General features: G+C 67.3%; 25 protein-coding genes. 11 read left to right on the top strand and 14 right to left on the bottom strand.

Annotation, left to right across the window (positions count from 1 at the left end):
* Positions 1–16: 16 nt before the first annotated feature.
* Positions 17–748: a class I SAM-dependent methyltransferase gene (locus AX676_RS03245; protein ID WP_066481904.1), complete on the bottom strand. Its 732-nt coding sequence runs from the start codon at positions 746–748 to the stop codon at positions 17–19.
* Between the two features lie 91 nt (positions 749–839).
* On the opposite strand from AX676_RS03245, the gene mutM reads away from it, so the two are divergent.
* The 3 genes from mutM to dnaA all read left to right on the top strand — a co-directional run bounded on the left by mutM (position 840) and on the right by dnaA (position 3,926).
* The gene (gene mutM / locus AX676_RS03240; protein ID WP_066481906.1) at positions 840–1,652 is read left to right on the top strand and encodes a bifunctional DNA-formamidopyrimidine glycosylase/DNA-(apurinic or apyrimidinic site) lyase; all 813 of its coding nucleotides are present in this window, start codon (positions 840–842) and stop codon (positions 1,650–1,652) included.
* A 110-nt stretch (positions 1,653–1,762) separates the two neighbouring features.
* The gene (gene rpsT / locus AX676_RS03235) at positions 1,763–2,026 is read left to right on the top strand and encodes a 30S ribosomal protein S20 (protein WP_066481908.1); all 264 of its coding nucleotides are present in this window, start codon (positions 1,763–1,765) and stop codon (positions 2,024–2,026) included.
* 451 nt (positions 2,027–2,477) lie between these two features.
* Positions 2,478–3,926, top strand: coding sequence for a chromosomal replication initiator protein DnaA (gene dnaA, locus AX676_RS03230; RefSeq protein ID WP_066481998.1), 1,449 nt, complete (start codon positions 2,478–2,480; stop codon positions 3,924–3,926).
* 12 nt (positions 3,927–3,938) lie between these two features.
* Here dnaA and AX676_RS03225 read toward each other — a convergent pair whose 3' ends face one another.
* From AX676_RS03225 to AX676_RS03195, 7 genes are all read right to left on the bottom strand, one after another.
* Positions 3,939–4,670, bottom strand: a complete 732-nt coding sequence (locus AX676_RS03225) for a hypothetical protein (protein WP_066481909.1) — start codon at positions 4,668–4,670, stop codon at positions 3,939–3,941.
* A complete protein-coding gene (locus AX676_RS03220) occupies positions 4,667–5,392 on the bottom strand; it encodes an alpha/beta fold hydrolase (protein WP_066481911.1) in 726 nt (241 codons plus the stop codon). Before AX676_RS03220 ends, AX676_RS03225 begins: the two co-directional genes overlap by 4 nt.
* Before the next feature lie 27 nt (positions 5,393–5,419).
* Positions 5,420–6,319 (bottom strand): alpha/beta fold hydrolase, encoded by a 900-nt coding sequence (locus AX676_RS03215; RefSeq protein WP_231726100.1) that lies wholly within the window; start codon positions 6,317–6,319, stop codon positions 5,420–5,422.
* The gene (locus AX676_RS03210) at positions 6,316–6,525 is read right to left on the bottom strand and encodes a helix-turn-helix transcriptional regulator (RefSeq protein WP_066481914.1); all 210 of its coding nucleotides are present in this window, start codon (positions 6,523–6,525) and stop codon (positions 6,316–6,318) included. The genes AX676_RS03215 and AX676_RS03210 overlap by 4 nt, the downstream gene beginning before the upstream one ends.
* Complete coding sequence (locus tag AX676_RS03205) at positions 6,522–6,935, bottom strand: hypothetical protein (protein WP_066481917.1); 414 nt, start codon at positions 6,933–6,935, stop codon at positions 6,522–6,524. The genes AX676_RS03210 and AX676_RS03205 overlap by 4 nt, the downstream gene beginning before the upstream one ends.
* A gap of 93 nt (positions 6,936–7,028) precedes the next feature.
* A complete protein-coding gene (locus AX676_RS03200; RefSeq protein WP_066481919.1) occupies positions 7,029–7,283 on the bottom strand; it encodes a DUF6356 family protein in 255 nt (84 codons plus the stop codon).
* Entirely contained in the window at positions 7,280–8,707 is a 1,428-nt protein-coding gene (locus tag AX676_RS03195) for a glutamate ligase domain-containing protein (protein ID WP_066481921.1), read from the bottom strand. The genes AX676_RS03200 and AX676_RS03195 overlap by 4 nt, the downstream gene beginning before the upstream one ends.
* A gap of 64 nt (positions 8,708–8,771) precedes the next feature.
* Between AX676_RS03195 and AX676_RS03190 the strand changes: the two genes are divergently transcribed.
* From AX676_RS03190 to infC, 5 genes are all read left to right on the top strand, one after another.
* Positions 8,772–9,587: an LD-carboxypeptidase gene (locus tag AX676_RS03190; protein WP_066481923.1), complete on the top strand. Its 816-nt coding sequence runs from the start codon at positions 8,772–8,774 to the stop codon at positions 9,585–9,587.
* Positions 9,588–9,600: 13 nt separating this feature from the next.
* The gene (locus AX676_RS03185; RefSeq protein ID WP_066481927.1) at positions 9,601–10,107 is read left to right on the top strand and encodes a YdeI/OmpD-associated family protein; all 507 of its coding nucleotides are present in this window, start codon (positions 9,601–9,603) and stop codon (positions 10,105–10,107) included.
* A gap of 201 nt (positions 10,108–10,308) precedes the next feature.
* Complete coding sequence (gene thrS, locus AX676_RS03180) at positions 10,309–12,297, top strand: threonine--tRNA ligase (RefSeq protein WP_066481929.1); 1,989 nt, start codon at positions 10,309–10,311, stop codon at positions 12,295–12,297.
* A gap of 9 nt (positions 12,298–12,306) precedes the next feature.
* Positions 12,307–12,876 carry a Uma2 family endonuclease gene (locus AX676_RS03175; protein WP_066481930.1) on the top strand — a complete coding sequence of 190 codons (570 nt, stop codon included), beginning with the start codon at positions 12,307–12,309 and terminating at the stop codon, positions 12,874–12,876.
* 104 nt (positions 12,877–12,980) lie between these two features.
* Positions 12,981–13,517: a translation initiation factor IF-3 gene (gene infC / locus AX676_RS03170; RefSeq protein WP_066481932.1), complete on the top strand. Its 537-nt coding sequence runs from the start codon at positions 12,981–12,983 to the stop codon at positions 13,515–13,517.
* A gap of 162 nt (positions 13,518–13,679) precedes the next feature.
* On the opposite strand, the gene AX676_RS03165 is transcribed toward infC, so the two are convergent.
* The 3 genes from AX676_RS03165 to AX676_RS03155 are packed head-to-tail and all read right to left on the bottom strand — an operon-like array spanning position 13,680 to position 17,057.
* Positions 13,680–13,877: a hypothetical protein gene (locus tag AX676_RS03165; RefSeq protein ID WP_066481935.1), complete on the bottom strand. Its 198-nt coding sequence runs from the start codon at positions 13,875–13,877 to the stop codon at positions 13,680–13,682.
* Positions 13,874–14,254 carry a VOC family protein gene (locus tag AX676_RS03160; protein ID WP_066481941.1) on the bottom strand — a complete coding sequence of 127 codons (381 nt, stop codon included), beginning with the start codon at positions 14,252–14,254 and terminating at the stop codon, positions 13,874–13,876. The genes AX676_RS03165 and AX676_RS03160 overlap by 4 nt, the downstream gene beginning before the upstream one ends.
* Before the next feature lie 43 nt (positions 14,255–14,297).
* Positions 14,298–17,057, bottom strand: coding sequence for a [protein-PII] uridylyltransferase (locus AX676_RS03155; protein WP_066481942.1), 2,760 nt, complete (start codon positions 17,055–17,057; stop codon positions 14,298–14,300).
* Positions 17,058–17,209: 152 nt separating this feature from the next.
* On the opposite strand from AX676_RS03155, the gene AX676_RS03150 reads away from it, so the two are divergent.
* Positions 17,210–18,340: a hypothetical protein gene (locus tag AX676_RS03150; protein WP_066481943.1), complete on the top strand. Its 1,131-nt coding sequence runs from the start codon at positions 17,210–17,212 to the stop codon at positions 18,338–18,340.
* A 54-nt stretch (positions 18,341–18,394) separates the two neighbouring features.
* Here the strand turns inward: AX676_RS03150 and AX676_RS03145 are convergent, their stop codons facing one another.
* From AX676_RS03145 to hrcA, 3 genes are all read right to left on the bottom strand, one after another.
* Positions 18,395–18,991 (bottom strand): calcium-binding protein, encoded by a 597-nt coding sequence (locus AX676_RS03145; RefSeq protein ID WP_066481949.1) that lies wholly within the window; start codon positions 18,989–18,991, stop codon positions 18,395–18,397.
* Between the two features lie 262 nt (positions 18,992–19,253).
* Positions 19,254–19,886, bottom strand: a complete 633-nt coding sequence (grpE, locus tag AX676_RS03140; RefSeq protein ID WP_443026108.1) for a nucleotide exchange factor GrpE — start codon at positions 19,884–19,886, stop codon at positions 19,254–19,256.
* On the bottom strand, positions 19,849–20,895 hold the full coding sequence (hrcA, locus tag AX676_RS03135) for a heat-inducible transcriptional repressor HrcA (protein WP_066481954.1): 1,047 nt from the start codon (positions 20,893–20,895) through the stop codon (positions 19,849–19,851). The genes grpE and hrcA overlap by 38 nt, the downstream gene beginning before the upstream one ends.
* 118 nt (positions 20,896–21,013) lie before the next feature.
* On the opposite strand from hrcA, the gene rph reads away from it, so the two are divergent.
* Both rph and rdgB read left to right on the top strand, forming a co-directional pair.
* The gene (rph, locus tag AX676_RS03130) at positions 21,014–21,730 is read left to right on the top strand and encodes a ribonuclease PH (protein ID WP_066481956.1); all 717 of its coding nucleotides are present in this window, start codon (positions 21,014–21,016) and stop codon (positions 21,728–21,730) included.
* Positions 21,727–22,392, top strand: coding sequence for an RdgB/HAM1 family non-canonical purine NTP pyrophosphatase (gene rdgB, locus AX676_RS03125; protein WP_331709226.1), 666 nt, complete (start codon positions 21,727–21,729; stop codon positions 22,390–22,392). Before rph ends, rdgB begins: the two co-directional genes overlap by 4 nt.
* Positions 22,393–22,556 lie beyond the last annotated feature (164 nt).

The raw sequence follows: 22,556 nt of genomic DNA, 5'->3' as shown, positions 1-22,556 counted from the left end.
CGCAGATGTCGGGGCATCAGATCTTCCAGCCGCTGTGGATCGCGACCAGCCCGCCCATGATCGGTTCGACCCGGGTGCGCACGAACCCGGCCTCGCCGATCATCGCTTCGAACCGCGCCATGTCGGGAAAGCGCCGAATCGATTCGACGAGGTAGCGATAGCTGTCCTCGTCACGCGCGATCCATTTGCCCAGCCGGGGCACGAGATGGTGCGAATAGGCGTCGTAGACATCGGCGAAGCCGGGCCATTCGACCGTCGAGAATTCCAGGCAGAAAAACCGCCCGCCGCGGCGCAGCACGCGATGCGCCTCGCGCAGCGCGGCGGGGATGTCGGTCACGTTGCGGATGCCGAACGCGATCGTATAGGCGTCGAAGAAGCGGTCGGGGAAATCGAGGACCTCGGCATTGGCTTCGGTCCACACCAGCCCGTCGAGTCCGCGTTCGGCCGCGCGCTGCATGCCGACTTCCAGCATTGCCGGGTTGATGTCGGCAACCGTCACCGATGCGCCGGCTGCGGCGATGCGAAACGCGATGTCGCCGGTGCCGCCCGCCATGTCGAGCACCTGTTCGCCCGCGCGCGGCTTCAGCCGGCGGACGAACTGGTCCTTCCAGATCCGGTGCATCCCCGCCGACATCGCATCGTTCATCACGTCATACCGGCGCGCGACATTGGCGAACACCTCGCCGACGCGCGCGGTCTTTTCCTCGGGGGTGACGTCTTGATAGCCGAAGGAAACGGTGTCGGGCATATGCGCGGTATCACTCGATAGGCTGCGGGGCTGCGGCGTGCTGTAGCCAAGGGTTGAGCCGGGGGCAAACGCCGCCTAGGTCGGATCGGACATGCCAGAGCTTCCCGAAGTCGAAACGACCGTCCGCGGCCTGCGTCCGGTGCTGGAGGGGCGGCGGATCGCCCGTATCGTCGCGCACCGCCCCGACCTGCGCCGGCCGATTCCGGCGGATCTGGGCCAGCGGCTGACCGGCGCGGAGGTGATCGCGATCCGGCGCCGCGCCAAATATGGCCTGATCGACACCGATCGCGGCGACACGCTGGTCTTTCATCTGGGTATGTCAGGGCGGTGGCGACTCGACCCGTCCGAGCATCTGGCGCACGACCATCTGGTCGTCGATACCGATGCCGGCCGCCGTCTGGCGCTCAACGATCCGCGCCGGTTCGGCTCGCTCGACCTGATCGAGACCGCGCGCGTCGACACGCTGCCGGGGCTGGCGGGGCTGGGTCCCGAACCGCTGGGCCCGGCCTTCGACGCCGACCATTTGCGCGCCACGTTGAACGGCCGCATCGCGCCGATCAAGGCGATGCTGCTCGATCAGCGTGTCGTGGCGGGACTGGGCAACATCTATGTCTGCGAGGCACTGCATCTGGCCCGGATTTCGCCGATTCGCGGCGCCGGGACGCTGTCGCGCGCGGCCCATGTTCGGCTGGTCGCGGCGATCCGCGATGTCCTCAACGCCGCGATCGAGGCCGGCGGATCATCGCTGCGCGATTACGCGCGCCCCGATGGCGAGCTCGGCTATTTTTCCAAACAGTGGCGGGTCTATGGGCGCGAGGGTGAGGCCTGTTCGTGCGGCGCGACGGTCGCGCGCCGCGTCGATTCGGGGCGATCGACCTTCTGGTGCACGCGCTGTCAGCGGTAACCGGGCGCGGTCGGTTGACCGCGCGGGGGGAAGTCGTTAAGGGCCCCGGTTTCCGGAGCACGGGATAACCCTGCGCTTCTTGCCCATCAGATCAGGACTTCGAGGACGGCATGGCGAATACGCCGCAGGCGAAAAAGCGTATCCGGCGCAACGAACGGCGCACGGAAATCAACGGGGCGCGCGTCAGCCGCATCCGTACCTATGTGAAGAAGGTCGAGCTGGCCCTGGCGACCGGGGACAAGGCCGCCGCCACTGCGGCGCTCGCGGCGGTCCAGCCCGAGCTCGCGCGCGGGGTCGCCAAGGGCGTGCTCCACCGCAACACCGCGTCGCGCAAGTTTTCGCGGCTGACCAAGCGCGTGACCGCGCTCGCCTGAACCGCCACAGGTTTTTGAAAGACAGCGCCCTGCCGGAGAGTCCGGCGGGGCGCTTTCTTGCGTCCGGTGCAGCCGCGCCCGACGGGAATCGCCGTCGATTTGTGAATTGCGCGTGAAACCGCGAGTCGTGCGTGATTTGCTGGCTTGGTGGGCACTAAGTCACTGAAATAAAACAGTTAAACTTTTTATCTTGCTGCAAGTCCCGGCTATCCGATGTCAACCGGATTATTTCACTTTCTTGACATTCGCGGCTCTTGCTCGACTCGCAAAACCACCTCTAAACAACCTCTCCGGCCACCGACTCTGGGGACCAGATTGCGTTAGTTTTGTGAAAACAGGCGGATCGTGATTCCGGCTGTGGGGGGTTGTTGACCAATAAATAATCGACGGGCGGAGCCCTGCGCTTCGGTCGAGGGAGAGGTGCGTTCGCGTGACGGGATACCGCAATACGGTGAAGACTGAACCGGACGATACGCAGCCCGCGGCGTCGCCGGCGGAAGCGTGGGCGCAGGTGCGCCGCAACCTGCGTGCCCAGGCCGGCGCGCGCCTGTTCGATCAATGGCTGAAGCCCGCGGTGCTGGTCGGCGGCGATGCGGATCATGTTCGGCTGGGCCTGCCGTCGGCGTTCATGACCAACTGGGTCCGCAACCATTATGCGGACCGCATCCTTCACGAGTTCCGCGCCGCGCTCCCCGGGGTGCGTTCGGTCACGATCGACACGGTGACGGCGCCGGCGACGCGCATCCTGTCGGTCGACGACGAACCGCGCGCCGCCGTAGCGGTCGTGCCGCTCGCCGCGCCGTCGGCCGGAACCGACACGCCGCGTGCCGTCGTCGAGGCGCTGGTCGGCGACGATGTTCGTACGCAAAGCGCCGAGCGCGCGCCGTTCGATCCGCGCTTCACCTTCGACCGCTATGTCACCGACGCGTCGAACCGCGTTGCGTTCAACGCGGCACAGGCGCTGGCCGAACCGGGGCGTCCGCGCTTCAGCCCGCTCTATCTCCACAGCGCGACGGGGCAGGGCAAGACGCACCTGATGCACGCGATCGGCCACGCTTTTCTGGCGGCGAACCCCGACGCGACCGCGATCTACATGCCCGCCGAACGCTTCATGTTCGAATTCGTCCAGGCGATGCGCGCGCGCGATACCTTTGCGTTCAAGTCGCGGCTGCGGTCGGCCGACCTGTTGATGATCGACGACCTGCAGTTCATCGCGGGCAAGGACGCGACGCAGGAAGAATTCTTCCACACCGTCAACGAATATATGGCGGCGGGCAAACGACTGGTGGTCGCCGCCGACCGCAGCCCGCAGAATCTGGACGGCGTCGAGCCGCGGTTGCTCAGCCGGCTGGGGTCGGGCCTGGTCGCCGACATCAAGCCGCCCGAGCTCGCGCTGCGCCACGCGATCCTGCGCCGCAAGCTGGCCGACATGCCCGGCGCGCAGGTGCCGCAGGAGGTGCTCGACCTGCTCGCCGAGCGGCTGGTCAACAGCGTGCGCGAGCTGGAAGGCGCGCTCAACCGGTTGGTCGCCTATGCCCAGCTCATCAACGAGCCGGTGACGATGGATTTCGCGCTGGCGACGCTGGGCGAGGTGCTGAAGGGCGCGCAGCGGCGCATCACGATCGACGAGATCCAGCGCGCGGTGTCGACGCATTTCGACGTCAAGCAGCTCGACCTGATTTCCGCGCGGCGCGCGGTGGCGATCGCGCGCCCGCGCCAGATCGCGATGTACCTTGCCAAGCGGCTGACCACCCGGTCGCTGCCCGAGATCGGGCGCAAGTTCGGCAATCGCGACCATTCGACCGTGATCCACGCGGTCCGCCGGATCGAGGAACTGCGCGGCCGCGACAATGAGATCGACGGCGCGGTCAAGATCCTGCTGCGCAAGCTCGAAGGGTAGGGGGACGCGCGCTCAGTTGAACTGGGCGAGCGCGGCGCGCGCGGCGGTGGCGACCGCGCCGTCCCCGCCCAGGCGCGCTGCGGATTGCCACGCGGCGATCGCCCCCGACTGATCGCCGCGCAGCGCCGCGATATTGCCGGCTTCGAGCTGGACCGATGCGTCGTCGGGCGCGCGCTGCATCGCTTCGGCGATATCGGTCGCGGCGCGGTTCAGGTCGCCGCCCCGCCGTGCCAGTGTGGCCGAAAGCAGCCAGGCGAGCGGGTCGGCCGGGGCATGGCGCAGCGCCAGATCGAGATCGCCGCGCGCGCCGGTCGCGTCGCCCGCCGCCGCCAGGATGCGCGCACGGTCCAGATGCGCCTCGCCCAGCGCCTGCCCGGTCAGCGTCCCCGCCGCCAGCGCCGCGTCGAGTGCACCGCGCGCCCGGGCGACGTTGCCGGCGGCGAGCCAGGCATTGCCCGCCTGTGCCCAGTAATTGGCGGTGCGCGGTTCGCGGACGCGCTCGGCGGCGCGGGCCGCTTCCTCGAACGCCTCGCCCGCCGCCGCCCAGCGCTGCTGCGCGGCATAAGCAAGGCCGAGGCACTGACGCGCGAGATAGCCGCCGCCCGCCAGCGACCAGCTCGTCGCGGTCGCGACGCCGGCCAGCGGATCGTCGACCGCCTGATCGATGCAGCGGTCATATTCGGCCTGAAGCTGCGGCCCGGCCGGCGCGGACTGGAGCAGGAGGAGCAGGAACAGGGCGGTCATCGCGGGCGGCTCACATGTTCGATCGCGCGCAGGATCAGGTCGATGTCTTGCGGGCGCGAGAGGCGGTGGTCGCCATCCTTGACCAGCCACGTCTGCACATCGGCTGAACGCAGCTTTGCGGCCAGGTCGACGCTGCGCGTCCAGGGCACGTCGTCATCGCGCTGGCCGTGGATCAGGCGGACGGGCGCGTCGATCGGCACGGTGCCGAACGCGATCCGATTGGCCTCGCCCGAGGTCCAGAAGGCGCGCGTCGTCACCATCGGCTGGTCGGAGTAGGGCGTCGGGCGCGCGATGCGCCCTTCGGCCAGGATGCGCATCTTCTCATCCGCGGTGAAGCCCCAGTCGGTGAAGTCGGGCGCGGCGGCGATGCCGACCAGCCCGGCGACGCGATCGGGCCGGTCGCGCGCGACCAGCAGCATGATCCACCCGCCCATCGACGATCCGACCAGCACCACCGGCCCGCTCAACACCCGGTCGACCACCATCAACGCATCGTCGCGCCAGCCGGCCAGCGTCTGATCCTCGAACGCGCCTTCGCTCTCGCCGCAGCCGGCATAGTCGAAGCGCAGGAAGGCGCGGCCCGTCGCCTGCGCCCAGGCCTCGATCGCCAGCGCCTTCGACCCGCTCATGTCGGAGGCATAGCCGGGCAGGAACAGGATCGTCGGCCCGGCACCGGGGGTGTGGCGATAGGCGAGGCGCGGGGGATCGACGGGTGCAGTCATGGCGCCAGCCTTAGCCGAGCGCGCGGCTCAGGGCTTCAGGAAATCATCCACTGCTGCCCGGAAGCGTTCGGGCTGGTCGAGCATGATGAAGTGATAGCTGTCGTCGATCGGCACCAGCGTGGCCGGCGACCCGGCATATTCACGCTCCCACAGCACCTTCGCCATCGGTCCCGCGCCGGTCGCGTAGAGGATGGTGAAGGGGCGGGCGGTGACCTTGCCCAGTTCGGGTCGCAGGTCGGTCACGACATCCTCATACAATGCCTGGGCGACGACGCGGGGATCGGCCTTTCGGCCCCAATTGGCGACCTGAATGCGGCCTGCGGCGTTGTTGGACCAGATGCCGCCGGGGTCGCTGGTCACCGGCGCGGCGGCCGCGGCGGCGTTGGCGGCGGCAAGCGTGCCGGCGCGCATCTGTTCGGCGGCGGGACGGATGGTTTCCGCGGTCGCGCCAGGCATCATAAGCGCACCGAAAAAGGGCAGGCTGTCGACGACCATGATCCGGCCGGCCACGCCTGGATGGCGCGCGCCGACCATCATCGCGACAACGCCGCCCAGCGAGTGGCCGATGATCGCTGGCTTTTCCAGCTTCTCGCGCTTGGCATAAGCGACGATGTCGCGGACCACGCCGTCGATCACGCCGGGCGAGAGGTTCTTGCCGGGATCGTCGCCGCCAAAGCCGTTGACCTGGACAAGCAACACCCGGTGCCGCTTGGCGAGGTCGGGTACGATCCCGTCCCAGACTTCACGCGGGCTGGCGAGGCCGGGAACCAGGATCACCGGGCTGCCGCTGCCGACCGAGACGATCGAGATGTGATCCATGCGCAATTCGGCGGCGGAGGTGGCGGCCGTCTGTGGCGGCACCGGCTCGGCAAACGCCGCGGCGGGAAATGCGAACAGCATGGCGGCGGCGCATAGCGGCTTGATCACGGCAGTGGCTCCTTGGCGGGATTGATGAAGATCTGTTCGATCGAGAGTTCGAAAATGTCGGCGATGCGGAAGGCGAGCGGCAGCGACGGATCGTAACGCCCTGTCTCGATCGCATTGACGCTCTGGCGCGAGACCTGGAGCCGGTCGGCCAGTTCCTGCTGGCTCCAGCCACGCTCGGCGCGCAGCGTGCGCAGATGGTTGTTCACTCAGGCCGTCCGGTGCGGTCCCGCAGCCAGAGCACCGTCTGGCCGATGACCAGGCCGACGCACCACAGGGGAAAGGCGAGATGGCGCGGGCGGACGGGCACCATGCCGGTATCCTCGACGAACGCCCACACCGTCATCACCGCCAGCAGCAGCGCGGTGGCGAACAGCATGGCCTGGACCATGCGCATCCGGATAAACTCGTCGGATTGCTCGACCACCCACATCGCCATCGCCCAGATCACCGCGACGATCGCCAGCGCGGGCAGCGCGGCGAGCGCGAGCAACGCCACACCCTGCGGCTGGAAGCGGTCGATCACGAAATTGCTGCCGATCAGCAGCACGACATAGGCGGTCATGCTGGGCATGAAGCGACGCATGTAGCGGCGCTGAGTCTCGGCAGGCGAAAACATGGCAAGGCTCCAGATGACAAGGACGCTTTACGACAAGCGTCCTTTCCATGTCAAGGGAGCTTTCCATACGCGGTCTAACCCGCGCCGGCCGCCTCAAATCACGTAATCGACCGTCTTCATCTCGGTCTGTGCGGCGCGCTTGGCCTCGCGTTTGGCGACCAGGCGGGCGTTGAGGGTGGCGATGGTCTGGCTGCCGGTGCGCTGGAACACGGCGGGGACGACCGCGTGGACCAGGCAGGCGAGGCCGCCCGCGATCATCGTCAGGCCAAAGCCGGCGGCGACGCCGAAATGTTCGGCATAGCTTTCGCCGACGCTGTCGGGATGGTCGAGGAACAGGCGGCGGATCATCGGCGGTTCTCCGGGTCGGATGCGGCGCGCGCGGCGAGTTGATCGACCATCCGCGCGGCGAGCAGGCTCAGTGTATCGTCGCGCGCGCCCATGATGACAATCCGGTCGCCGGGCCGGGCGAGGTCGACGAGCAGGGCGGCGGCGGCGTCGCGGTCGGCGACATGGCGGGCGTCGCGGCCGGCGCGGGCGATGTCGGCGACCAGATCGGCGCTGGTCACCTCGCGGCTGACGGTGCCGCCCTGATAGACCGGATCGGGCAGGACGAGCAGGTCGTCGGCACGCAGCTCGGCGGTGAACATCTGGGCAAGTTCAGCACGCATCACCTTGAGCGGGCCATAGCCGTGCGGCTGGAACATCAGTAGCAAGCGGCCGGGAAAGGCGTGGAGCGTGGCCAGCGTCGCGGCGATCTTGTCCGGGTTGTGGCCGAAATCGTCGATGACCGCGACGCCGTTTGCCTCGCCGACCAGCTCGAAGCGGCGTTTCAGGCCGGCAAAGCCTTCGATCGCTTGCGCAGCGGCGTCCGGTGCGACGCCTGCCGCGATCGCGGCGGCAATCGCGGTCAGTGCATTGGCGACATTGTGCGCACCGGGGACGGCCAGCCGGACGCGACGGAGGTGCTTGCCGCGCAGGCCCAGATCGAAGGCGATCGCGAAGGGTTCGGGGGCGAGATTGCTCGCCGCGACATCGGCGGGGCGATTGATGCCGGTGGTGGTCAGCCGGGCGAGCGGCACGCGGGTCGAGAGCGCCGCCGCCTCGGCATTGTCGAGGTTGACGATCGCGTAGGCGGCGCGCGCGATGAAACCGCCGAACAGCGCGCGCAGCTCGTCGACCGACTTGTGATCGAGGCTCAGATTGTTGAGCACCGCGATTTTCGGTGTGTAGTGGGCAATCGACCCGTCGCTTTCATCGACTTCGCTGACGAAGGCCGGCCCGCGCCCGACCAGCGCGCTGGCAAACGGTGCCTGCGGGTCGGCGAAGTTCTTCATCACCGCGCCGTTCATCATCGTCGGGTCGGCGCCAGCGCTGTGCAGGATCCAGCCGATCATGCCTGTCACGGTCGATTTGCCGCTGGTGCCCGCCACCCCGATCGGCAGCGCGGCGTCGTTGAACAATTGCGCCAGCAGTTCGGGGCGGCGCATCACCCGCGCGCCGATCCGCCCGGCCGCGACCATGTCGGGCACGTCGTCCTCAACCGCGGCCGAGGCGATGACGAGCTGGTCGGGCGAGGTAACCCCGCTGCCGTCCTGGGGGTGGAGCGCGATGCCGAGCGTGCGCAGCGCGTCGAACTTTGCGGGGATGCGCCCCTGGTCGAGCGCGCGGTCGGAGCCGGCGACGACATGGCCGCGCGCCGCCAGAATCATCGCGAGCGGCATCATGCCGCTGCCGCCGATGCCGACCAGAAAACATGATTTGCGGTTGTCCATCCGCCCGCGCTATCCCCGCTTTCACCGGACGGGGCAAGGGAGCAGCGAAGATGCGGGACGAAGCGTGCGGATCGGCGTAGTCGCCCCGGCGCGCCCGATCGAGGAAATCGTCGCCTCGCGCGTCAAGGCGCTGGGCGCGCTGATCCACCCGGACGTCGGAATCGATTTCCACCCGCAATGCTTTGCCTCCGACGGGCATTTCGCGGGCGCGGACGGCACGCGCGCGGCCGCGTTCCTGGAATTCGCCAATGACAGCGGGTTCGACGCGATCTGGTTCGCGCGCGGCGGCTATGGCTCCAACCGCATCCTCGCCAGCGTGATGCCGCAATTGTCCGCCGCCGCGCGGCACAAGACCTATCTGGGCTATTCGGACATGGGGTTCCTGCTCGCGGCGCTCTATGCCCGGCGCATCGGACAGCCGGTCCACGGCCCGATGACCGCCGACATCAATCGTGACGATCAGGGCGCGTGCGCGGCGCGCGCACTGGGCTGGCTGGTCAGGCGCGACCGCGCGGCGCTGGAACCGTCGGTCGCCGACCGGCCGGTCGCGGCGTTCAACCTGTCGATCCTGGCGGCGTTGATCGGCACGCAATGGCTGCCCGACCTGGCCGACCATGTGCTGATGATCGAGGAAGTCGGCGAGCCGCTGTATCGCATCGATCGCATGCTGTTCCAGATGGCCAACGCCACCCAGCTGAAAGGGCTGTCGGGCGTGCGGCTGGGGACGGTCAACGACGTCCAGGCGAACGATCCGCCCTGGGGCGAGGCGCTGGAGGCGATGATCACGCGCTGGTGCGGCGACCTGGGCGTGCCCTATCTCGGGCGCGCGGAAATCGGGCATGCCGCCAGCAACCGGGTGGTGCCGTTCGGGGTGGTGTGAGCGCGCCTTCGCGATGTCGATCTATCCCCATGAGTTCGAAGGCGAGATGGCCGAGCACTGGCTGGGCACGATGCGCTATACCGTCATCTTCCTGCCCGATGTGATCGCCGCCGAGCTGCCCTTTGCCGGCAATCCGCGACTGCGCTTTTCGGGCGAGATCGCCGATCACGAAATCAGCGCAGCATGGCAGCCGGTGCGCGGGCGTTGGTATGCGATGCTGTCGAAGCCGCTGTTGAAGGCAACGGGCCTTGGCATCGGCGACGTGACCACGGTGCGTTTCCGGGTCGAGCCGCAGGAGAGTGTCGACCGCGTGGCCGAGCTGGAGGCGGTGCTGGACGCCGACGCGGCGCTGCGGGCGGCGTGGGCCGCGCTGTCGCCCGGTTTCCGGCGCGGCCAGACCCACCGGCTGATCCAGGCGAAGACCGCGACGACCCGGCTGAAGCGGCTGGGCGAGATCGTCGCGGCGTTGAAGGGCGAGGCGGACTGGGTCGCGCCGCCCAAGCGAACGTTGAAGGGGTAGGCTGGCCGGTTCTACCCATGGCACGGACCATCAGTTGACCCACCAGCGCATCCTGAGTAGCCGCTGAGCGCAGGCGAAGTGGCGTATCGAAGGACAGGGACTGTGCGCCCGTCCTTCGATACGGGCCTTCGTCAGGCTCAGTCCCTACTCAGGATGAGCGGGAACACCTATTTTTCTTCTCCATTGAGCAAAGAGCACCCCATGTCCGAGATGTTCACGATCACGCTGCCCGACGGTTCCGCCCGCCAGGTCGCGCCGGGGACTACCCCCGCGGACATCGCCGCCGCGATCGGGCCGGGGCTGGCCAAGGCGGCGCTGGCGGCGCGGGTCGATGGCGAGCTGCGCGACATCGGTCGCCCGTTCGAGGGCGATGCGGCGCTGGCGCTGGTGACCGCGCGCGATGAGGCGGATGCGCTCGAACTGGTGCGCCACGACTATGCGCATGTGCTGGCGGAAGCAGTGCAGAACCTGTTTCCGGGCACGCAGATCACGTTCGGCCCCTCGACCGACGATGGGTTCTATTACGACTTCGCGCCCAAGGATCGGCCGTTCACCGAGGACGACCTGCCGGCGATCGAGGCCGAGATGCGCGCGATCATCGCGCGCGACGAAGCACTGGTGCGCGAGGTGTGGCAGCGCGACGAGCTGATCGCGCTGTGGCGCGAACAGGGCGAGACGTTCAAGGCGGAATGGGCGGCGGAATTGCCCGAGGACGAGGAGCTGACCGTCTATCGCGCCGGCAAGTGGCTCGACATGTGCCGCGGCCCGCATCTGGCCAGCACGGGCAAGCTCGACAGCCAAGCGTTCAAGCTGATGCGCGTGTCGGGCGCCTATTGGCGCGGCGACCAGAAGAACGCGCAGCTGTCGCGCATCTACGGCACCGGCTGGCTCAACAAGAAGCAGCTCGACCAGCACCTGACCCGGCTGGAGGAGGCGGCGAAGCGCGACCACCGCAAGCTGGGGCAGGAAATGGACCTGTTCCATTTGCAACAAGAAGCGCATGGCAGCGTGTTCTGGCACCCCAAGGGTTATCTGATCTGGCGCGAGCTGGAGGCCTATATGCGCCGCGCGATCGACGCGGCCGGCTATCGCGAGGTCAAGACGCCGCAGGTGATGGACGCGCGCCAATGGGAGCAGTCGGGCCACTGGGGCAAGTATCGCGAAAACATGTTCGTCATCCCCGACGAAGTGCCCAATGTCGACGATGACGGGCCGATCGTGTCGAACGATGCCGAGTGGATGGCGCTGAAGCCGATGAATTGCCCGGCGCATGTCCTGATTTTCCGGCAGGGCATCAAGTCGTACCGTGATTTGCCGCTGCGGCTGTACGAGAATGGCTGCTGCCACCGCAACGAGCCGCACGGCGCGCTGCATGGGCTGATGCGCGTGCGCCAGTTCACGCAGGACGACGCGCATATCTTTTGCCGCGAGGACCAGATCGTCGCGGAGGTGCAGGCCTTCTGCCAGCTGGCCGACCGCATCTACCGCGATTTCGGCTTCACCTATTCGATCAAGCTGGCGTTGCGGCCCGACAAAAGGTTCGGGTCCGACGAAATGTGGGACAAGGCCGAGGCGGAACTGCGCGATGCTGTCGTGCGCGCTGGTCTTGCCACCGAGCAATATGGCTGGGAGGAGCTGCCGGGCGAAGGCGCGTTCTATGCGCCCAAGCTCGAATGGCACCTGACCGACGCGATCGGGCGGACGTGGCAGGTCGGCACGATCCAGTCCGACCGGGTGCTGCCCGAGCGGCTCGACGCCAGCTATGTCGGCGAGGATGGCGAGCGCCACCGCCCGGTGATGCTCCACCGCGCGATCTTTGGCAGCTATGAACGCTTCATCGGCATCCTGATCGAGCATTTTGCGGGCAAGCTGCCGGCATGGCTTGCCCCGGTTCAGGCAGTGGTGGCGACGATCGTGTCCGACGCGGACGATTACGCCCGCGAAGTCGAAGCAGCGCTGAAAGCCGCCGGCATCCGCGCCGAAGCCGATCTTCGCAACGAGAAGATCAACTACAAGGTGCGCGAGCATTCGCTGGCCAAGGTCCCCAACCTGGTCGTGGTCGGCAAGCGCGAGGCGGAAGAGCGCACGGTGGCGCTGCGCGTGCTGGGCGGCGAGGGGCAGAAGGTGATGCCGCTCGACGATCTGGTCGCGATGCTCAAGGGGGAAGCGACGCCGCCCGATCTGTGCTAGGTTTGCGGCATGACCGTCTTTCAGAACGTCAAAAAGGGCCTGATCCCCGCGCGGCTGACCGTCGCCGACGTGTATGCGCTGACCGAGTCGGGGATGTTTCGCGAAGGCGAGCGATTTGAACTGATCGACGGGGAGATTGTGCCGATGGCAGCGGCGAAAGCCAGTTGGCATTCGATCATGGAAGCCCGCCTGACGCGTTTCCTGGCGCGGAACCTGCCGGATCAATTCGCCGTGTATCCCGCGCCGTCGATCACACTATCGGAAACGCGGCTGGTCGAACCTGATCTGGTGGTGCTGCCGAGCGGCGCCATGACGCAGCACATGCGCGGCCCGGATCTCGTTCTGACCATTGAAGTCGCGGACAGCTCGCTTGCCTATGATCTGCAAGTAAAGTCACGGCTCTACGCGGAAGCCGGCGTGCGCGAATATTGGGTGGTCGATGCGGTGCGCCAGACGATCCGGGTCCACCGCGCGCCCGACGGCGGCGTCTATGGCGATGTCGAGGAATATGAAGCGCACGACAGCGTCGCACCGCTGCTGTTGCCGGGCATGTTGATCCGGCTGGACACGCTCGATTGATTGCGCCACGCGCCTGATCGCAACGCACCCGCTTTGCGCTGGGCGCGTTCCGCACTATATTGTCATGATAACGGTCAACAGGAGATAACCCTATACGTCCTCCCATGTCACGGCGCCCGATGGCGCCGCCGGTCCCGATGAACGGCCCCCGGTTCAACGAATTCATCCAGTCGCCCAAGGTCCGCGTCATCGACGAGAATGGCGAGAATCTGGGCGTCATGTACACGCGCGAGGCGATGGAGCAGGCGCAGAGCGTCGGGCTCGACCTGGTCGAGGTGTCGCCCAATGCCGACCCGCCGGTCGCCAAGTTCCTGGACGTCGGCAAGTTCAAGTACGAGGCGCAGAAAAAGGCGAACCAGGCCCGCAAGTCGCAGAAGACGCAGGAGATCAAGGAGATCAAGATGCGTCCGAACATCGACGATCACGACTACGACGTGAAGATGAAGGCGATCCACAAGTTCATCGGCGAGGGCGACAAGGTCAAGGTCACGCTGCGCTTTCGCGGTCGCGAATTGTCGCACGGCCAGCTGGGCATGAAGCTGTTGCAGCGCGTGCAGGAGGACTGTGCCGAGGACGCCAAGGTCGAAGCCTATCCGCGCATGGAAGGCCGCCAGATGCTGATGGTGCTCTCGCCGAAGTAACACGGCGTTTGCCGAGAGCCCCATCCCAACCCCTCCCCTGAAGGGGAGGGGCTAGAGTGAAATGGCATTTGGTTGCACCAACCCGCTCACGCCTTACCCAGGATGAGCGGTTCCGGTTTCATCGTCGCTGTCATGCCCCGCGCTATAGGCGCACGCATTCGTTCAGTCGCAGCCGCCACCACCGCCGTCGCCGCCCGATCCGCAATCGCTGCTGCTCGTGTCGCTTGCGACCCACCCGGTGTCGCTGCCGCCCGCCTGATCGTTGCGTGCTTTGGTCTTGGCCTGTGCGCCCATGCGTGCAATGGCCGATGCGCCGAGCGCGATGAAGACAGCACCGATCGCGATCCAGAAGGCGGTCATGGCTGGGGCGGCTCCCAGAGTTCGATGGCGTTGCCTTCGGGATCGTGGATGCGGGCGAAGCGGCCGGTATCGGGGTGATCCCATTCCTCACGCGTTTCTACGGCGATGCCGGCGGCGTGAAGCTGCTCGAGCAGGCTGTCGATGTCGCGCACCCGCAGGTTGATCATGAAGGCCTTGTCTGGTGCAAAATAGTCGGTGTCGGCCTTGAACGGCGCGAACACCACCGGCCCGGCTTCGGTCTGCCACGCCCAGTCGTCGCCCGCGCTGCCATCGGCGTTGCAGCCGGCGCCGATGTTCAGATGCTCGCGGTACCAGCCGTTCAGCGCGTCGGGATCGCGCGCGCGAAAGAACAGTCCGCCGATGCCCAGCACCCCCATCCGATCCGCTCCCCGCTGCCCGTCGCGGGCGAGGATACGCGGTTCAGGCGGCGTGCGCCAGATCGATGTCACCCGAAGCCGCATCGAGCAGACGGCGTTCCAGCGCCTTGAGCCGGCTCGCGCTCGTGATCTTGTCGCGCAACAGATCGGTGACATAGAAGGTGTCGACCGCGCGCTCGCCATAGGTTGCGACGTGCGCGGAATGAATCGTGACCTTCGACTGGAACAGCGCCTGCGCCAGATGGTGGAGCAGCGCGGGACGATCGCGGGCGTTCACCTCGATCACGGTGAAACGGTTCGACGCCTTGTTGTCGATCAGCACGTTGGGTTCGATCGTGAAGGCTTCCGCGCGCATCCGCACCAGCGGGCGCGCGCGCAGCCGTTCGGTCAGCTTGGCGCGATTGGCGAGCGAGTCGGCAATCGCCGTCTTCAGCCGGTCGAGCTGCGCCGGATCGCCGAACGGCCCGCCATTCAGCGGGTTCTGGACCAGGAAATTGTCGAGCGCCATGCCGGTGCGGGTGGTGTGGATGCGCGCGTCGATGATATTGCCGCCCGCCGCGTGGATCGCGCCCGCGATGCGATAGAACAGGCCGGGATGGTCGGCGGCGTGCACCGTGACGAGCGTCGCGTCGCGGTCGGGATAGACCTGGGCCTCGATCGCCAGGCTGACCGTGCCGTCGCGCGACAGCAGCCGCGCATTGCGCTCGAGCACGTCCTGGGGTTCGGCGATCCAATAGGCTTCGGGCAGCGTCGTGACATAGGTCTGGAGCTTCGCCGCGTCCCAGCCGAGCGCCTGGGCCAGCGTTTCCTGCTTGGCCAGGATCCGTTCGCTGCGGCCGCGCTGCTTGTGGCCGAGCCGGAGCACTTCCTCTGCGGATTCGTAAAGCGTGGCGAGCAGCTGGCGCTTCCAGCCGTTCCACACGCCGGGGCCGACCGCGCGGATATCGACGATGGTCAGCACCATCAGCATCATCAGCCGCTGCGGGCTCTGGACCATTTCGGCAAAGTCGAGGACGGTCTTGAAATCCGACAGGTCGCGCTTGAATGCGGTCGCCGACATCAGCAGGTGATGGCGGACCAGCCAGGCGACCGTCTCGGTCTCCGCAGGGGTCATGCCGAAGCGCGGGCATAGCCGCTCGGCGACTTCCGCACCGAGCACCGAATGGTCGCCGCCGCGCCCCTTGGCGATGTCGTGCAGCAGGACCGCGACATACAGCGCCCGGCGCGACACGATCTGGCCGATGATCCCGGTCGCGAGCGGATGGTCCTCGGCGAGTTCGCCGCGCTCGATCCGGCTGAGCAGCCCGATCGCGCGGATGGTGTGCTCATCGACGGTGTAATGGTGGTACATGTCGAACTGCATCTGCGCGACGACACGGCCGAAATCGGGCACGAAACGGCCGAACACCCCGGCCTCGTTCATCGCGTGAAGCCCCTGGTCGGGCGCGCGCGGCGATGTCAGCACCTCCATGAACAGCGCGTTGGCGCGGGGATCGTCGCGGTGATCGATCAGCAACCGGGCGTCGCGCGACGCCGCGCGCATCGCCAGCGGATGGATTTCAATGCCATGTTCGACCGCGAGCGCGAACATCTCGATCAGCCGCGTGGGGTCGCGCATGAAGAAATCGTCGCTCGGGATGGCGAGCCGGCCGCGATCGAGCTTGAAGCCGCGCAGCCTGCGCGGGCTGCGCCGGAAGCTGGGCAGGCCGAAACGCGAAAAGCGCGGTGCGGCGAACTTCTCGTCGAAATGGGCGAGGAAGAGCCCGGTCAGGTCGCCGACGCGCTTGGCGTGCAGGAAGTAGAGCTGCATGAAGCGTTCGACCTGCGACTTGCCGGGGCGATCGGAAAAGCGCATCCGATGCGCGATCTCGCGCTGGACGTCGAAGGTCAGCCGCTCCTCCGCGCGCCCGGAAATGGCGTGGAGATGGCCGCGCACCGCCCACAGAAAGTTCGCGGCCTGGCGGAACTGGCGATATTCCTGATCGGTCAGCAGGCCGGCGTCGACCAGTTCGGCTGCAGTGCGCACACCGAGCGCGTATTTGCCGATCCAGTACAGGGTGTGGAGGTCGCGTAGCCCGCCTTTGCCCTCCTTGACGTTGGGTTCGACGACATAGCGGCTGTCGCCCATCTTCTGATGCCGCTGGTCGCGCTCGGCGAGCTTCTGCGCCACGAAGGAGCGGACATCCGACTGGACCTCGGCGCGGAAGCGCGACGCGGCCTCGTCATAGAGCGCGGTGTCGCCCCAGACATAGCGCGCCTCCAGCAGCGCGGTGCGGATCGTCACGTCGCCGCGCGCCTGGCGGATGGTCTCGTCGAGCGAGCGCGACGAATGCCCGACGGTCAGCCCCATGTCCCACAGCGCGTAGAGGATCGATTCGATCACCTGCTCGCTCCACCCGGTCTGTTTCCAGGGCGTGATGAAGCCGATGTCGACATCGGAATAGGGCGCCATCTCGCCCCGGCCGTAGCCGCCGACGGCGATCAGCACCATGCGTTCGGCCGCGGTCGGATTGGCGTTGGGATAGAGTCGGTTGACGGTGAAGTCCCACAACAGGCGCAGGATCTGGTCGACCAGGAAAGCACCGGAGGCAGCCATTTCGTGGCCGTGCGACGGTTTGGCGAGCAGCCGCGCCGCGATTTCGGCCCGGCCGGCGAGCAATGCCGCCTTGAGCGTTGCCGTCGCGCCCCGGCGCAGCTCGGCGACATCGCGGCCGTCCAGCGCGTCGAGCTGCTCCGCCACCGCCCGACGATCAATGATCGCGCGGCGGTTGCGGACGGACGTGAAGCGATCGGCAGCGGGCATGGTCGTGAGATAGGGGGTTCAATGGCATTCGTCACGAGGATGCCTTTCGGCGCGTAAACGCCCGCCCGCTCGCCCGCGCGGCGTCCACCAATAAAGCCAAGATCGATTCCGAAATTAAGCGTTTCTTATCATTGTCTTGTCACCTTAGCGGGATGAGCGCCAGCTATCACGACGAAGACATCGACGCGGGCGTCGCCGCGGGTATTCTCTCAGTTGAGGCAGCCCAGAAATTGCGCAACCTGACGGCACGACGGCGCGGCGTGCCCCTGTCCACCGAAGAGTCCTTTCAGCTCGTGGCCGGGTTTGCGGACGTGATGACTGCAGTCGCCGTTATTTTGCTGATGGCGGGCGGCATGGCGTTCCTTCTGGCGATCATTGATCTCGCTTCATTCGCGATCCTCGCCGGTGTCGCATGGTTGCTCAGCGAGTTTCTGATTCGTAGACAAAGGCTCTTGCTGACAGCGCACGTGCTGTTTGCGTCCTTTGCGGTCGGCAGCGCGGGCACATTCTTCGCGAACGCTCAGTTTCTGCCTGGACTAAGCTGGGAAGCAGCAAGCGGTCCCGCTTCCACCGCGGCTGTCATCTCCCCGCTTCGTGGCCTGATTACGGCAGTCGGCACTAGTTTCGCATGCTGGCTGTTCTGGAGACGATTCCGGCTGCCGCTCGCCTACGCCGCTATGGTCGTCGCTGCCCTGAATGTCGTAGTCCATCTCCTGCGTATGATCGCGCCAAGCGCGCCGACGTGGATGGTGAGCTGGGTTCTGCTCGTTGCGGGCTTAACCACCTTGGCCCTCGCGATCTGGTGGGACATGTCTGATGTTCGCCGCGAGACCATTCGATCCCAGGTTGGTTTCTGGCTGCATGCTATCGCTGGGCTTGAAATCGCTAGTGCGTCGTTTCGGATGATCATCGGCGCTGGCGACCGGCCGGCGGGTTGGGAACGCTTGTATAGTCAAGACCTTGCTCATCCAGGTTTGTTGGCTGCTTTCGCAACGCTGCTATTGGCCGGCGCCTTCCTGATCCTCGCGCTTGCGATGGACCGCCGATCAATCCTGATGTCTAGCGTGATCTTCGTCTTTGTCGCGCTCAGCAGGATATTGGGCGCGGCAGGGCTGATCACATGGTCGATCAGCGCCATACTCGTCGGCGGAGCCCTCTTGATGGTAGCGACAAAGTGGATCCCGATGCGGTCATGGCTTCTCGACCGGCTTCCCGTCGCCATCCGTGCGCAACTGCCGCGCTTGAACGTGTCGCAATCGGCGACGGCTCGCCCAGTCACCTAGCCATGTTTACGCCGCCGAATCCGCCGGCGGGGTGATCCCGGCCTACGTGCCGCCTCAGGCAGCGAAGGCTTCGGGAATGAGCGAAGCGGCGCTGACGCCCTGGAGCACGGCGACGACCGACCAGTCGAACGCGGTGCTCGACCCGTCGAAATCGACTTCGAGCACCGCGCCCGCCTTGCTGTCGGTGATCCGGATGAAGCCGTTGGCGATGCCCCATGCGGTCGGGATGTCGAGGCCGTTGATGTCGAACAGGATCTTGTCGCCCTGGTCGACGGAGAAATCGGTGATCGTCACCTTGCCGTCGTGGAGCAGGAAAAAGGTATCCGCGCCGGCACCGCCACTGGCGACATTATCGCCCTGTGCCAGATCCAGCCAATCGTTGCCGCCGCCGCCGGCCACGGAATCGTTGCCGATGCCGGTCGCGAAATAATCGTCGCCGGCCCCGCCGAACAGCCGGTCATTGCCGCCGCCGCTTCGGATGCGCAGCAGTTCGATGTTCTGGATGGTCAGGCCGGTCGACAATAAAGCGGTCGCGCCCGAGCCCAGCGCACCGGTCATGACCAGATCAGTGGTCAGTCCGCCCAGGCTGATAGTGAGCGTGTCAAAGCCGCCGCGTCCATCGACGGTTCCGGCGGCCGGGCTTTCCCACATGAGCGAATCATTGCCTTCGGTGCCGCTCAGGACGGTCGGTGAAGGCGTCGGTGTGGGTGCTGGGGTCGGTGCTGACCGCTTTCTGCCCATCGAGGTTACTCCGGGACAATGAGGGTTTGACTAACCTGTTGTCCCGGAGCCGATTTTGATTTCAGATTGTTGCGCATCGGCCTGCACGTGCGACGCGGCGAGCCGAATGGCCGCTGGGGTGGCGACGCGTGCCGCTCCGTCGCCGCCGTTCAAGGCGGCGAGCGCTTGTGCCTCAGGCCGCGCCGGGCGAGTCGGGTGCCTTGGCCACGCCGACCAGGGCGGGGCGGAGCAGGCGGTCGCCGATCAGATAGCCGGTCTGGATTTCCTGGACGACGGTGCCCGGCGGCACGTCGTCGCTCGGCACCTCGAACATCGCCTGGTGGCGATTGGGGTCGAGCATCTCGCCCTTGGCGGCCAGCCTGGTGATGCCGTGGCGGGTGAACACCGATTCAAGCTCGCGTCCGGTCGCTTCCAGCCCGACGACCAGCCCCTTCATCTTCTCATCCTCGCGCAGATCGGCGGGGATGGCAGCGAGCGCGCGGCTGAGATTGTCGGCGACCGACAGGATATCGCGCGCGAACTGGGTGGCGGCATAGGTGCGCGCGTCGGCGGCTTCCTTTTCGGCGCGGCGGCGCATGTTCTGGGTTTCAGCGCGGGCATAGAGCAGGTCTGCCTTGGCCTGTTCCAGCTCCGCCTCCAGCGCCGCAGTCCGGTCGGCTTCGGCGACTTCGGGGGCGTCGGCGGCGGTTTCCTCGCGCAGTTGCTCGGCGTCTTGAGGCGTCGTTTCGTGGTCGGTCATGTCATCCCGTTCGTTTGTAGAGTGGCGCTCAACCCAGCAGGCGGGCGAGCGTTGCGGCCGTGAAATCCACCATGGGCACGACGCGCGCATAGTTCAACCGGGTCGGGCCGATCACCCCGACGACGCCGACGACACGGCCGTCGAGCGCACGCACGGGTCGCGCGATCACCGACGATCCCGACAGCGCGAACAGCTTGTTTTCCGATCCGATGAAGATGCGGGTCGCATCGCCGTCGCGCGCGCGGTCGAGCAGGCGGGCGATCTCCTCCTTGCCCTCCAGCTCGTCGAGCAGCTGGCGGACGCGCTCCATATCCTCCAGCGCCGCGGCGTCGATGAGCTGCGCCTGACCCCGCACGATCAGCACCGCGCGGTCGTCGCCGTCCTGGCTCCACACCGCCAGCCCGCGCTCGACCAGCACGCGCGCCGCCTGGTTGAGCGCGGCGCGCTCCTCGCGGATCTCGCGTTCGACGCGGGCGCGTGCCTCGCTGAGCGTCAGGCCGGCGAGCGTAGCGGACAGATAGCGGCTGACATCGTTGAGCGCGGTGGCTGACACGTCGCGCGGCAGGTCGACGACGCGGTTCTCGATCGAGCCGTCCTGGCCGACCATCACCGCAAGCGCGCGGCCCTCGGACAGCGGCACCAGGTTGAATTCGCGCAGGACCGGCTCGCGCTTGGGCACGAGCACCAGCCCGGCGCAGGCCGACAGGCCCGACAGCGCCGCGGTGGTATTGGCGATCGCCTCCTCCACCGTCGCGGCGCCGTCCGCCCGGCTGGCGATCGCGGCGCGTTCGTCGGCGGTCGGCTCGCTCGCCTGCATCATGCCGTCGACGAACAGCCTCAGCCCGCTCTCGGTCGGCATGCGCCCGGCGCTGGTGTGCGGTGCGGCGAGCAGCCCGGCTTCCTCGAGATCCTGCATGACGTTGCGGATCGACGCGGGCGACAGATTCAGCGTGGAGATGCGCGAAATCGTGCGCGATCCGACCGGCGCGCCGGTTTCCAGATAGCTTTGCACCGCGATGCGAAAGACATCGCGGGCGCGGTCGGTCAGCTCGGTGATGGGCGGGCCGCTGGTCATCGCGGCCTATCTAGGGCGGGCGGGGCCGGAACGGAAGCATCGCCGCGTCGGCTTCGCGGTTGCCCCGGCGCGACCAAGCGCCTAACCGGGCGCGATACCCCGAACTGGAGAAACATCGATGCGCCCATCCGGCCGTGCCCCCGACGAAATGCGCGCGATCACCATCGAGCCGAACTTCACCCGCCACGCCGAAGGCTCGGTACTGATCGGCTTCGGCGACACGCGCGTGCTGGTCACCGCCAGCGTCGAGGAGCGGGTGCCGCCGTTCCTGCGCGGCAAGGGCGAGGGCTGGGTCACCGCCGAATACGGGATGCTGCCGCGCGCGACGCACACCCGCGGCAGCCGCGAGGCCGCCAAGGGCAAGCAGTCGGGCCGTACCCAGGAAATCCAGCGGCTGATCGGCCGCTCGCTGCGCGCGGTCACCGACCTGAAGGCATTGGGCGAGCGCCAGATCACGATCGACTGCGACGTGATCCAGGCCGATGGCGGCACCCGCACCGCGTCGATTTCCGGCGCGTGGGTGGCGCTGCGGCTCGCGGTCGACAAGCTGATGGCGGCGGGCGCGATTGCCGCTGATCCGCTGACCCGCCAGGTCGCGGCGATCAGCTGCGGCATCCATCAGGGCACGCCGGTGCTCGACCTCGATTATGACGAGGATTCGGCCGCCGACGCCGACGCCAACTTCGTGCTGATCGGTGACGGCAGCATCGCCGAGGTGCAGGCGACCGCAGAAGGCGCGACCTATGACGAGGAAGGGCTGCTGCGCCTGCTCCGCCTGGCGCGCATCGGCTGCACCCGGATCTTCGCGGCGCAGCTGAAGGCGGTCGGGCGGTGAGCGATCCGACGGGCGAAGCGGAGGGCGTGCCGCCCCAGGCGATCCGCAAGCTGCAGCCGGGCCGCCTGGTGATCGCAAGCCACAATGAAGGCAAGGTGCGCGAGATCCGGGAACTGCTCGCCCCGTTCGGGATCGAGCCGGTGTCGGCGGCCGAGCTCGACCTGCCCGAGCCGGTCGAGAACGGCACGACCTTCTATGCCAATGCCGAGCTGAAGGCGATGAGCGCGGCCGACCTGTCGGGGCTGCCGGCGCTGTCCGACGACAGCGGTCTATGCGTCGAGGCGCTGGGGGGCGCACCCGGCGTCTACACCGCCGATTGGGCCGAGAAGCGCGCGTTCGAGGGCGGGCCGGGCCGCGACTGGTACATGGCGATGGGCAAAGTCGAGGGGAAGCTGGCCGAGCTGGGCCCGGATGTCAGCCGGAGCGCCTATTTCGCCTGCACCCTCGCGCTCGCCTGGCCCGACGGGCATGTCGAATGGTTCGAGGGGCGGGTGCACGGAACGTTGGTATGGCCACCGCGCGGCCGCCGCGGCTTCGGCTATGATCCCGTATTCGTGGCCCAGGGCGAGACCGAGACGTTCGGCGAGATGGACCCGGCGCGCAAGCATGCGATCAGCCACCGCGCGGCGGCGTTCCGGCAACTGGTCGACGCTGTCTTCTAGCGCGTCGTGCGCCTGAAGGCCCGGATCGTGCATTTCGGCCGTTCGGGGGTCCGCATCGTCGGGCTTGCCGGTTGATCCCGGCGCGTTCGAGCTTGCCCGACGCTGCACGTCCGCCCGGGCGCCAACTCGCCAGGGCATCCCGGGCGGGGCGTTGCGAGCACCAC

This window comes from Sphingomonas sp. CCH21-G11, from assembly GCF_001555965.1.
Taxonomy (GTDB): Bacteria; Pseudomonadota; Alphaproteobacteria; order Sphingomonadales; family Sphingomonadaceae; genus Sphingomonas.
The sequence above is the reverse complement of the archived record's forward strand: the minus strand, read 5'-3'. Positions and strand labels throughout refer to the sequence as shown.